This is a genomic window from Bacillus sp. VA15, from assembly GCF_055721145.1.
The window spans coordinates 50,775-62,744 of sequence record NZ_JBVQPQ010000005.1 but is presented as its reverse complement, the minus strand read 5'-3'; the positions used below and the strand labels follow the sequence as shown (position 1 = coordinate 62,744).

At 47.7% G+C, this 11,970-nt stretch carries 13 protein-coding genes; 8 read left to right on the top strand and 5 right to left on the bottom strand.

The features are described from left to right. The first annotated feature begins 120 nt into the window (after positions 1-120). The 8 genes from AC0DBE_RS14105 to AC0DBE_RS14070 all read left to right on the top strand — a co-directional run bounded on the left by AC0DBE_RS14105 (position 121) and on the right by AC0DBE_RS14070 (position 8,324). The gene (locus AC0DBE_RS14105) at positions 121-573 is read left to right on the top strand and encodes a DUF6884 domain-containing protein (RefSeq protein WP_079288919.1); all 453 of its coding nucleotides are present in this window, start codon (positions 121-123) and stop codon (positions 571-573) included. A 28-nt stretch (positions 574-601) separates the two neighbouring features. Next, entirely contained in the window at positions 602-1,291 is a 690-nt protein-coding gene (locus tag AC0DBE_RS14100; RefSeq protein WP_472962576.1) for a YfjL-like protein, read from the top strand. 227 nt (positions 1,292-1,518) lie between these two features. After that, positions 1,519-2,520, top strand: coding sequence for an acetoin:2,6-dichlorophenolindophenol oxidoreductase subunit alpha (gene acoA / locus AC0DBE_RS14095; RefSeq protein WP_461845952.1), 1,002 nt, complete (start codon positions 1,519-1,521; stop codon positions 2,518-2,520). Between the two features lies 1 nt (position 2,521). Beyond that, a complete protein-coding gene (gene acoB / locus AC0DBE_RS14090) occupies positions 2,522-3,550 on the top strand; it encodes an acetoin:2,6-dichlorophenolindophenol oxidoreductase subunit beta (protein WP_087987735.1) in 1,029 nt (342 codons plus the stop codon). Positions 3,551-3,563: 13 nt separating this feature from the next. Further along, on the top strand, positions 3,564-4,760 hold the full coding sequence (acoC, locus tag AC0DBE_RS14085; protein ID WP_072565953.1) for an acetoin dehydrogenase complex dihydrolipoyllysine-residue acetyltransferase: 1,197 nt from the start codon (positions 3,564-3,566) through the stop codon (positions 4,758-4,760). A 20-nt stretch (positions 4,761-4,780) separates the two neighbouring features. Next, the gene (gene acoL, locus AC0DBE_RS14080; protein WP_072565954.1) at positions 4,781-6,157 is read left to right on the top strand and encodes an acetoin dehydrogenase complex dihydrolipoyl dehydrogenase; all 1,377 of its coding nucleotides are present in this window, start codon (positions 4,781-4,783) and stop codon (positions 6,155-6,157) included. A gap of 117 nt (positions 6,158-6,274) precedes the next feature. Further along, positions 6,275-8,092, top strand: coding sequence for a sigma-54-dependent Fis family transcriptional regulator (locus AC0DBE_RS14075; RefSeq protein ID WP_072565955.1), 1,818 nt, complete (start codon positions 6,275-6,277; stop codon positions 8,090-8,092). A gap of 52 nt (positions 8,093-8,144) precedes the next feature. Then, on the top strand, positions 8,145-8,324 hold the full coding sequence (locus AC0DBE_RS14070; RefSeq protein ID WP_003239795.1) for a small acid-soluble spore protein H: 180 nt from the start codon (positions 8,145-8,147) through the stop codon (positions 8,322-8,324). A gap of 35 nt (positions 8,325-8,359) precedes the next feature. Here the strand turns inward: AC0DBE_RS14070 and AC0DBE_RS14065 are convergent, their stop codons facing one another. From AC0DBE_RS14065 to AC0DBE_RS14045, 5 genes are read right to left on the bottom strand one after another with little or no spacing between them, the layout of a single operon-like run. Beyond that, the gene (locus AC0DBE_RS14065) at positions 8,360-8,689 is read right to left on the bottom strand and encodes a YnfA family protein (RefSeq protein ID WP_072182479.1); all 330 of its coding nucleotides are present in this window, start codon (positions 8,687-8,689) and stop codon (positions 8,360-8,362) included. Positions 8,690-8,738: 49 nt separating this feature from the next. Further along, complete coding sequence (locus AC0DBE_RS14060; protein ID WP_161490084.1) at positions 8,739-9,296, bottom strand: YfjD family protein; 558 nt, start codon at positions 9,294-9,296, stop codon at positions 8,739-8,741. Positions 9,297-9,319: 23 nt separating this feature from the next. Next, entirely contained in the window at positions 9,320-10,087 is a 768-nt protein-coding gene (locus AC0DBE_RS14055) for a hypothetical protein (RefSeq protein WP_072182480.1), read from the bottom strand. An 11-nt stretch (positions 10,088-10,098) separates the two neighbouring features. Beyond that, the gene (locus AC0DBE_RS14050; RefSeq protein ID WP_014113069.1) at positions 10,099-11,322 is read right to left on the bottom strand and encodes a hypothetical protein; all 1,224 of its coding nucleotides are present in this window, start codon (positions 11,320-11,322) and stop codon (positions 10,099-10,101) included. A gap of 5 nt (positions 11,323-11,327) precedes the next feature. After that, positions 11,328-11,642, bottom strand: a complete 315-nt coding sequence (locus AC0DBE_RS14045; RefSeq protein ID WP_061188192.1) for a WXG100 family type VII secretion target — start codon at positions 11,640-11,642, stop codon at positions 11,328-11,330. Positions 11,643-11,970 lie beyond the last annotated feature (328 nt).

Genomic DNA, 11,970 nt, shown 5'->3' with positions numbered 1-11,970 from the left:
CCGCGATCTGGAAAACAGATCCCATTCTTGGTGGTTTTTTACCTGCGAAATGCCAAGGAGAAATTAAACAGGGCACTTGTTATTTTGGCTATTATATGAAACAGAAATAGGGGGAGAAAAATGAAACGACTATGCATCATCCCCTGCGGAAAGAAAAAAATATGGGACATCCATCCAGATACAGGGCCGGTAAGGGCGGAGGACGCCTATCTCAGCCCGTTTCATCAGGCGTGCGAGCGGTATGCGAAAGCATTTTTCGATGAGTGGGTGATTTTGTCGGCGAAGCACGGCTTTCTTCGCCCTGATGATATCGTATCGGGAAATTACGATGTGACTTTTGGCACCGCTCATCCGGAGATTATGACAACAGAGGAGCTGCGCCGCCAATTTTGCGAAAAAGGCTTTTCCGACATCGAAGAGCTTGTCATGCTTGGCGGAAAAAAATATCGAAGCGTCCTAAACGCCGTGATCGGCGAGCATCAGCATATCAACTGGCCGCTGTCACCGTACAAAGGCATTGGCTACATGCTTCAAGCACTGAACCGGGCTGTTGAAGAAAAACAAGAATTGTAGCACAACATATCAAGGAAAGAGTGTGAACATGAAAAAACTTGTGGTTGGCTTGATTGCCATTGTGGTATTCGGATGCGGACTATATATCTATCATGTATGGTTCGGTAACCCATTTACGAAAAATGCCGCAGAGCAAAAGCTTGTCTCTTATGTGAAACAAATCTATCCTAAAAAAGAAATTAAGATCACGAATGGGGTATATAACGCTAAAACCTCTGAATATGTATTCCAAGCAAACACCCAATCTCATCGCTACCCAATGTGTACGAAGGGATTTCTCCATCCTAAAGTAACGTGCGATGGAATTGAAGAAGCGTATACTGAATCAGTAGCAAAACATGTAAATGAAGAAGCATCGAAGGCAATCGAAGCAGACCTGAAAAAAGCGGTTCCGCAAGTCATAAAAGCTGATGCTGCTTTGAGTATCGAAAACGGCCAGTTCACGTTAGATACAAAATGGAACAAACAGCTCGCTGAACAAGCACCGATGAGCATGACGATTCAGTTAGATGCAAGGGGGGTATCAAAAACAGATGCCGCAAAGATGGCGGAAACAGTCAGAAAAACGCTTAATGAAACGGAATATACATATGCAAACGGCATCATAGACTGTATGCAGAAGGACGGGGACGGAGGTATTGGGTATGTCAAATATTCAATTGATTTTCTTCCGGAAACAGCTATTCAGCCAAACGATGCAGAGGAATTAGGCAGTTAAAGATTTCCGAGGAAATAAATACGTCGATCATTGTCAAAGACCGGGTGATGCCCGGTCTTTTTTGCATGCTGTAAAACGAGACGAATGAATCAGTTTGAGACAAAACGAGACACCTGTCTCAAACTGTCTCCAGTGTAAAAATGAAACGACTGATTTTACGGGCTCCAAAGACTGGCACGCTTCTTGCATTTATAAACGTGAACCCTAATTAGAAGGAGGCGCACAAAATGGAATTGTTAAAACGAGAAGGCTTGTTATTAACTGAGGAGAAAGCGCTGTGGATGTACCAAAAGATGCTGGAGATCAGGGGCTTTGAAGACAAAGTGCATGAGCTGTTCGCCCAGGGAGTGCTTCCCGGATTCGTTCATTTATACGCCGGTGAGGAAGCCGTGGCTGTAGGGGTGTGCGCTCATTTACATGATGGCGACAGCATTACAAGTACGCACAGGGGACATGGCCATTGTATCGCCAAAGGCTGTGATCTGGACGGCATGATGGCGGAAATTTTCGGGAAAGCGACCGGATTGTGCAAAGGCAAGGGCGGATCTATGCATATTGCCGATCTCGATAAAGGCATGTTAGGGGCTAATGGAATTGTAGGGGGCGGATTTACGCTTGCATGCGGATCAGCGCTCACCGCTAAATATAAACAGACTAAAAATGTAAGCGTTTGCTTTTTTGGGGATGGAGCAAATAACCAAGGTACTTTCCATGAAGGGCTGAACTTAGCGGCAGTATGGAACCTTCCTGTCGTATTTGTTGCTGAAAACAACGGCTACGGCGAAGCAACCCCATTTGAGTACGCGTCGGCCTGTGATTCAATCGCCGATCGGGCGGCTGCCTATAACATGCCGGGAGTGACGGTGGACGGAAAAGATATTTTAGCAGTTTACCAAGCAGCGGAGGAAGCGATTGAAAGAGCAAGAAACGGCGGAGGCCCGTCTTTGATCGAATGTATGACCTACAGAAATTACGGCCATTTCGAAGGGGATGCCCAAACGTATAAAACGAAGGATGAAAGAGCTGAGCACCTTGAAGAAAAGGATGCCATTCAAGGCTTTAAAAACTATCTTTTAAAAGAAACAGATGCCAATAAACTGTCAGACATTGAACAGCGTGTTAGCAAATCGATTGAAAAAGCCGTCTCGTTCAGTGAAGACAGCCCATATCCGAAAGAGTCAGAGTTGCTGACAGACGTCTACGTGTCATATGAAAAAGGGGGAATGTGAGATGGCGAGAGTCATAAGCATGTCAGACGCGATCAATGAAGCGATGAAGCTTGCGATGAGAAGAGACGAAAATGTGCTTTTGATCGGTGAGGATGTCGCCGGGGGAGCGGCAATCGATCATTTGCAGGATGATGAAGCATGGGGCGGCGTGTTAGGAGTCACAAAGGGGCTTGTACAGGAATTCGGGCGCAGCCGAGTGCTGGACACACCGATTTCTGAGGCAGGCTATATGGGTGCAGCTATGGCTGCGGCATCAACCGGGCTGAGACCGATTGCCGAGCTGATGTTTAACGATTTTATCGGCACGTGCTTTGACCAGGTGATTAACCAAGGGGCGAAATTCCGCTATATGTTCGGAGGAAAAGCGCAAGTGCCGATTACCGTCCGCACCACATACGGAGCGGGGTTCCGGGCAGCTGCCCAGCATTCACAGGCGCTGTATGGCCTTTTCACCAGCATCCCGGGGCTGAAGACGGTTGTTCCTTCTAATCCGTATGATGCCAAAGGCCTGCTGCTTGCAGCAATCGAAGACAATGATCCGGTGTTCTTCTTTGAAGACAAAACGTCCTATAACATGAAGGGCGAGGTGCCGGAAGATTATTATACAATTCCGCTTGGAAAGGCGGACATCAAACGCGAAGGCGGCGATGTCACGCTATTTGCAGTCGGCAAGCAGGTCAATACCGCGCTTGAAGCGGCGGCGAAGCTTTCAGAGAAAGGCATCGAAGCCGAGGTGCTGGATCCCCGCAGTCTGTCTCCTCTGGATGAGGAAGCGATTTTCACATCTTTAGAAAAAACAAACAGGCTGATCATCATTGATGAAGCCAATCCGCGATGCAGCATTGCCACGGATATTGCTGCGATTGTCGCCGACAAGGGCTTTGATTTGCTTGATGCGCCGATTAAACGGATTACAGCGCCGCATACACCAGTGCCGTTTTCACCAGTGCTTGAAGATCAATATTTGCCAACACCAGATCAAATTGTCAGCGTCACGCTTGAATTGCTTGGCGAGCCGGCAATGAATTAAAGGGGGGACACAAATGGCGGTAAAAGTAGTGATGCCAAAATTGGGAATGGCCATGAAACAAGGGGAAGTATCGATATGGAATAAAAAAGTAGGCGACCCGGTTGAAAAGGGAGAAAGCATTGCCAGCATTCAATCGGAGAAAATTGAAATGGACATCGAGGCGCCTGAAAAAGGAACGCTGATCGATATCAAAGTAAAAGAGGGGGAGGAGGTCCCGCCCGGCACAGCGATCTGCTACATCGGGGACGCCAATGAATCGGTGCAGGAAGAGGCGAGCGCGCCTGCTGCTGAAGACAGTGTGCCGCAAGCCGTCCAGCCCGTCAAACAAGAAAGCAAACCCGCAGCCTCCAAAAAAGAACGAATCAAAATATCTCCAGTTGCCAGGAAAATAGCAGAAAAGGCAGGATTAGACCTGAAACAGCTGAAAGGTACTGGACCAGGCGGACGAATCGTAAAGGACGACGTGACAAAAGCGCTTGCTGAACAGAAAAATGATCGGACAGAGCCGGTTTCTGAGCAGAAGGCGCAAGAAACGCCGGTGACAGGCATGAGAAAAGTTATCGCGGCCAGAATGCAGGAAAGCCTGGCAAACAGCGCGCAGCTGACGATTACGATGAAGGCTGATATCACCAAGCTGGCAGCCCTTCAAAAACAGCTTTCTCCAACAGCCGAAGAGCGGTACGGCACAAAGCTGACGATCACTCATTTGGTCTCAAGAGCCGCCGTTCTCGCTCTGCAAGCTCATCCTGCGCTGAACAGTTTTTATCAAAATGAGCGCATCATCACACATCCTCATGTGCACCTCGGAATGGCTGTGGCCTTGGAAAATGGATTAGTTGTGCCTGTGATCCGCAACGCTGATAAGAAATCGCTGATTGATCTGGCTCAATCCATCTCCGAAAATGCAAAAAAAGCACGCGAGGGGCGGGCGGGAAGCGAAGAACTGCAAGGCTCAACCTTCTCCATTACAAACCTTGGCGCTTTTGGAGTGGAGCATTTTACGCCGATATTAAATCCGCCGGAAACAGGCATTCTCGGCATCGGAGCAAGCTATGACACGCCGGTGTATCAAGGGGAGGAGATTGTCAGAAGCACGATTCTTCCGCTCAGCCTGACATTTGACCACAGAGCGTGTGACGGCGCCCCTGCCGCTGCATTCCTGAAGGCGATTAAAACATATTTGGAAGAACCCGCAGCATTAATTTTATAGGAAAAGCAGGTGAAGACGACATGACACTAGCCATTATCGGCGGCGGACCTGCAGGCTATGCGGCTGCGGTCTCTGCGGCACAGCAAGGCAGAAACGTGCTGCTCATTGACAAAGGCCAGCTTGGGGGAACCTGCCTGAATGAAGGCTGCATCCCGACGAAGTCTTTGTTAGAAAGCGCAAACGTTCTTGACAAAATCAAGCATGCCGACCACTTTGGAGTTGAACTTCCAGCAGGTGAGATATCGGTTGATTGGAGCAAAATGCAGAACCGAAAACAACAGGTTGTTAGACAGCTTGTCCAAGGTGTTCAATACTTAATGAAGAAAAATCAAATACAGGTTGTGAAGGGGAAGGCCTCCTTTCTTTCAGACAGAAAGCTCTTGATCGAAGGAGTGAACGGAAAAGAAATCAGAGAGGCGGACCAAGTATTGATTGCATCCGGATCAGAACCGATCGAGCTGCCATTCGCGCCGTATGACGGCGAATGGATCATCGACAGCAAGGACGCGCTTTCTCTTTCTGAGATTCCGTCTTCACTTGTCATTGTCGGCGGCGGTGTTATCGGCTGTGAGTATGCCGGGCTGTTTGCCAGACTGGGATCGAAGGTGACCATCATTGAAACAGCCGGCCAGCTGATCCCGGCTGAAGATGAAGATATTGCCCGTCTGTTTCAGGAGAAACTTGAGGAAGACGGTGTTGAAGTGCATACCTCATCCCGATTAGAGCGGGTGGATCAAACGGCCAAAACAGCAATATGGAAAAGCGGGCAGCGGGAGTTTAAAACGAAGGCTGATTATGTACTCGTGGCGATCGGCAGAAAACCTCGTCTTGACGGATTACAGCTGGAGCAGGCTGGAGTTGATTTTTCTCCAAAAGGTATTCAGGTAAACGGTCACATGCAGACGAACGTGCCTCATATTTATGCGTGCGGAGACGCAATCGGAGGCATTCAGCTGGCCCATGCGGCTTTCCATGAGGGCATTATCGCTGCTTCTCATGCTTCCGGAAGGGATGTCAAAATCAATGAGAAACATGTGCCCCGTTGCATCTATACATCACCGGAAATCGCGTGCATCGGATTGACAGAACAACAAGCAAGAGGCATATACGGGGATGTGAAGATTGGCGAATTTCCTTTTTCCGCAAACGGCAAGGCGCTCATTAAACAGCAAGCGGAAGGAAAGGTCAAAATCGTGGCAGAACCGGAATTCGGCGAAATCGTCGGTGTCTCAATGATTGGTCCTGATGTGACCGAGCTCATCGGTCAAGCGGCTGCGATCATGAATGGTGAGATGACCGCTGATATGGCGGAGCATTTTATCGCCGCCCATCCGACACTGTCAGAAACATTGCACGAGGCGCTGTTAAGCACGATCGGGCTTGCAGTACATGCGTAACAATAAAAAAAGCAGGCGCAGGGAGTACAAGGCGCCTGCTTTTTTTATTGTTGAAAGCGCTTTATTTTTCCCCTACAATAGATGAAAACGGCGTGTAAGGGAGGAGCGATCAAGGAAATGAATTCGGTCCCAAACGATTTGCAAACCTGGAAACGTTTTGTGAAAGACGGTGTGCTTGACGAAGCCCGATTAAGAAAGCGGATCGCCGAGTCATGGCATCGCTGCAAAAAAGCTGAGGTCAATCCTTATTTAGAAAAAGGCCCGAAGGTTTTACAGCAAACGGAGCTGGATCAGCAGTCAAAAAAACATTCATTCTTCCTGACGACCGCACAGCTTTACCTCGAAAAGCTGCTGCCTGCCATAAAAGAAATGGAAATGATGGCACTGTTAATTGATTCTGACGGTGTTGTTCTCGCATTGGACGGCCATCCCCGTGCGCTCTATGAAGCCAAACGCATCAACTTTGTCGAAGGCGCGTGCTGGACGGAAACGGCTGTCGGAACAAATGCGATTGGCACGGCGCTCCACATCAGTGAGCCGGTTGCAATACAAGGATCAGAACATTACTCCATCGCTTCCCATCACTGGAACTGTTCAGCCGCTCCGATTCACCATGAGGATGGCAGTCTTGCAGGTGTGATTGACATATCGTGTCCGGCGGCAGGGGCGCATCCTCATATGCTCGGTATTGCCACGGCGATCGCCTATGCCGCGGAACGGGAACTGGCAGCTAAAAGCCGTGAGAAAGAGCTAGAGCTGATCAGCTGTTTTGGCGATAGGGCTGCATCCCGTGTGCCGATGGTGCTCTGCAATACCAAACAGCATATCATCAGCGCGAGCATACCGATTCGAACCTCAATGCCGGATTGGCAGGGCCGGCACCTGTATGAGGTGAAGGAACGGGGCTTCTCAATCGAAAAAGCCGTCACCATAGGGGATGGCGGCACTTGTTTTTATCTGTCGGAACAAAAGAAAAAGAAGGCGTTTCGATTCAATGGAGTCATCGGGCAAAGCGGCCGATCGCAAACAATGCTGAAGAACCTTGAACGAGCGGCTGCGGCGGATGCAACGGTCTGTCTGTCGGGGGAAACTGGCACGGGGAAGGAAGTCGCAGCCCGCGCGCTTCATGAAAACAGCGAGAGGCGGCACGGCCCGTTTGTTGCTGTCAATTGCGGAGCGATCCCGTCTGATTTGATTGAAAGCGAGCTGTTCGGCTATGCGGAGGGCGCTTTTACGGGAGCGAAACGAAACGGCTACAAAGGCGCCTTTCAAAAAGCGAATCAAGGCACCTTATTTTTAGATGAGATCGGAGAAATCTCCCACTCGATGCAGGTTGCGCTTTTACGGGTGCTTCAGGAACGCAAGATTACACCGGTTGGCGGGACGAAAGAAATTCCGGTTGATATCAGAGTCATTGCCGCCACACATTGTGATTTACGAGAGCTTGCCGAAAGCGGGAAAATCAGAGAGGACTTGTTTTACCGCCTTCATGTCTATCCGATCGAGCTTCCTCCTTTACGCGACCGCCCCGAGGATATTCCAGACCTCTTTCAGTACTACAAACAGAAGAATCATTGGCCTGGCGAACTTCCCCCTGCTTTTTTGGATGTGCTGAAGCAATGGAGGTGGCCGGGGAATATTCGCGAGCTGTTCAATGTGTTTGAACGTCTTTCCATCAGGTTTCCGGACGGCCGGCTGAGGGATGAGCCGCTTACGGCTTTACTGGAAGCCGCAGGACTGCTGATCAGCCCGGCAGAAAAAAAGCCGGCTGCTGCCGGCGCGCTGACCCTTCGTGAGCAAATCCAAAAAGACATCATCATCAAAGCGCTTGAATCCGCACAAGGAAACGTCTCTCAAGCTGCCAAAATCAGCGGGATACCCCGGAGCACTTTCTACAAACGTCTGAAAAAATTCAATTTATTCGCTAAATCATAAAGCATACTTCCTTCAAGAAATGGAAACGTTATGTATGAAGGAGGGTGTTAGAATGAATAGTCAAAGGGCGAAAGAAATTGTAGAATCTCCCGACATGAAGAAAGTAACATATAACGGAGTTCCTATTTACATTCAGCACGTGAATGAAGAAAACGGAACAGCGAGAATTTATCCGCTTGATGAACCTGAGCAGGAGCATGAAGTACAGCTGACCAACTTAAAAGAGGACTAAACTAAAATGGCCCGCTTCATAAGCAGGCCATTTTGTTATCCGCGCGGCGCAAATAAAATCACACAGACGCCGATGAGACAAATGAATGCGCCGATCCAGTCATAGAAATCAGGTATTTTCCGGTCGACAAGCCATCCCCATAGAACCGCAAGCGCGATGAATACCCCGCCATATGCGGCGTATACACGGCCGAAGGAAGGGAAGGACTGAAACGTCGGAAGAATGCCATATACAATCAGGATCAGCGCTCCGGCGATCCCATAGCCGACTGGCTTTGCTTCTCTCAGCCACAGCCAAACTAAATACCCGCCGCCAATTTCGGCAAGCCCCGCCGCGAGAAATAATAGAATGGTAATCAGCATCACGCGCACTCCTCAACTTGCTTTTATCTTTCATTATAAAGGAGGAGTGCTGTTAAAGCTTCGGATGATTCTCAAATTCCTTCAAATACGCCTTTCGCTGAATCTCCGTAAATTGGCCGATCCAATTGTTTTTCGCCTCATCACTCAGATGGGGGAGGATATAGCGTTCCACCGCTTCAAAAAACAGCGGATTGGCGATAATATTCCAGGTAGGGATGCGAACGACCTTTCCGTCAGTTTTCTCAATGATGATATCCTCAAAAAAGATCCCTTTCAGACTGTAATGATGCCGTCCCATATAAATCCGTTTGATCTCAGAAAAACGCGCACTGCGCTTTCTCGAGAAGATCTCGCCATCAGGCCCGGTCTTTACACTGAAAATGACATTTCCCCGGCTTGTAAATGCCGGGAAAGCCATAAAAAATGTGATCAAGCCATAAACAATTGCCATTAATCCGCCGCCCAAATAAAGCAGGGAATACTTAGATTCAAATGTAAGAGCTTCAGACACCAGCCACACCCCTGCAATAAAAGCGCCCCCTGTGGCGAGGAACAGCCATATTCTAAAAAACATTCTGCTTTTGACCTTAATTACTTCATTGTTTTTCAATTGCTATTCTCCTTTATCGCTCTTTAGCAAAAAAGTATACCTTTTATAACATCCTTATTTGCTGGTACGATAGAAAATTCATTTTGAGTAATGCCTGTTACCAGCCAAGTATGACGGCTGCCAGGCAAGACGAAAGCCATGTCGGCCACTTCCGGCGAATTGTCTTTGTCATAAACAAGACGCATCAGTGTATCCATTTTCCCTTTTCGCAAAGCCAGATCATTTACAAATCGGGTAACGTCCTCTTGATGGTCATGTTTTTCAAGGAATTCTTTTAGGTAAGAGGGGTTGTCTGAAGCGCCCTCTAAGAGCTTCTCAAATTCATTTGATGTCAATCTCAGAAGCAAACCTCTGCTATTCTCTTCCTCTACTATATGTAAAAATTCATCTGTCTTAGTAAGCAGGCCTTCATTCGATTCTAGTTTTGTAATGCGGTGGACTTGCTCGTCAAAAAGGAGTTCGTGAGAGTAGGTGCCGAATTTTGATACGTGGCAGGACACATTCTGTTCGGCGCCTTGCCCGTTAAATTTAGAAAGCTTCACTGTATAGTCAGCGTCGTTTAATACATGGATAAACGGACAGTACTCGTCCTTTAACCGATATTGATGATTCCGAAATTCCGCGGCATCCTTGGCTAAAAGTGAGCGGCACGCCGCTTCAAACAAAGCGCCGAGCTGTTCATCTTCTATCTCTGGAAAATAGGCCTGCTTCAAGGCCATTCCCTGTTCAAAAAACCCTTCGCTATAAAAACAAAATAAGAGTTCCTCTATGCTGATTGTAAACTGCTTCATTCATTATTCTCCTATCCAAATGAAAATTTCCCTTTAAGGAAATGGGTTGCGCCTTGTATAAGCGAGTCCGCTGTTTTCTTTGCTGTTTCCATTCCTTTTTTCGCGTTGTCTATCCCTTTATGTATCGTTTGATTCGCCGCATCTATCCCATCATTTACTGATTTGACGACTTTGCCGGCTGATTCCAATCCTTTCTTGGCAGTATCAACGACAGCGTGAATCGGTTCTTTCAGCTTTACAGCTGCTTTTTCAGCAAAGCCTGATGTGAATTTTGCGATTTTTTCTCCCACAAAACCTCCTACGGCTGATCCGATTGTGCCTCCGACTACTGTACCAACAGGGCCTAACACACTTCCAAGGGCACCGCCGACGACAGCGCCTGCCGTTGCCCCTCCTGCGATGAAAATAGTATTATTCACAGCATTCCCGACGGCCTTGGCGTTTTCACGCTTGAGAACTTCCGGTTTGTCTTGGTATTTTGCGTAATTTTCAGCAATTTTCAAGCCCGCTCCGAACGTTTCAGTCGCACCGGTGATCAGTGTGGCGGTAATGGCATTTCCTTTTGCGAATTTCAAGCCCGTTTTTCCGACATCCTTCAAAGTTGAGCGTACGCCGGCTTCATTAAGAAATCCTCTTGTGTAGCTTCTGACGCTGTTTGAAAAATCCACCGTATCCTGGGGGAAGTACTTTGTAAACTTTTTATGTACCAAATCTGAAAATGGCCGGTTTGTCTTTTTAAACAAATATTTAGGATTCAAAAGCACTCTGGCCGCTTTTTGATAATGTGAGCTGTCAACGGCCCTGGAAATGTCCAACAGAAGCTTTGAGTGCCGGGCGGTATGTAAGCCGCTTGGCTGTTTCACAAACTTTGTAAGCCCTAATCCGTAGTATTTTCCCTGAGTCAGCATAAGGGCGGTTAAGCTTGTCATCGTGCCGTATTTGTCGTAAGCGTTATAAAGCTTTCGCAAAATATCATCTTGTTGAACAAACTTGTCGCTCGTTTTTCTGATGAAAATCTCATTGTCACTCAGTTTGGTGACGAGCGCTTTCCCTGAGCTCCACGCATCGCCGACTCCGGAAAAACAGCTGCTGTAGCGGGGATCGCATTGCAAAATCATCTGCCCCAGCTCCAAATGCAGTTCCTTATATTTGTTTTCCATATCGGTTAATTCAGTGACAACATCATTTGCCAGCTGTTCGAGCTTATCCGGATCAACTGCAATGTTTCCTGACACACTGTTCACCCCCCGAGTTTATGTCTTTCCTCTCTTGCTTTACGTTCCAGTTCTTCCATTCTGGCAATTTCAGCTTTTCGTTCTTCTATTTTGACGGCGGCTGCCTTCAGCTCCTGGCTTGTTTCAAGCAGCTCCTGTTCGAATTGGTCGTAGGAGGCTTTCGTTTCCTCGAAATCCTGGTCGAACGAGTCTCTTGCTTTTCCCTGCCAAGCATCCCCCAATGCAGATAACCGGGATTCAAGCAGCATTTTAGAGCTTCTGACCTGTTCCGCGGCCGCACTGTACTTGTTTGCCAGCTCAATGACTTTATATGAGTCCAACTTTTGTCCCCTGCCTTTTCTAAATTCACGCACAAATGGATGTTTTATATAAATGATTATAAATAATTCGGCATGTATCCGAATCGTACAAAAGAACCTTTTCATAAGAACTGGAAGGGCGTATATTCACTCAAATTTCACAGTTGGTGAGACTTTAAGATTACAAAAAAGGTAAAAAAATCAAATCTCCCAGACGTAAGGTAAGTGAGAAATTTCCCACTCTATGGGAAAAAACACTAAAGTTGATCAAATGACCTAAGTGCGCCAAACGTGTTACGGGACGGGCCCTTCCATGGTATAAATGGAATTGTAAACGTTATCAAGGAGG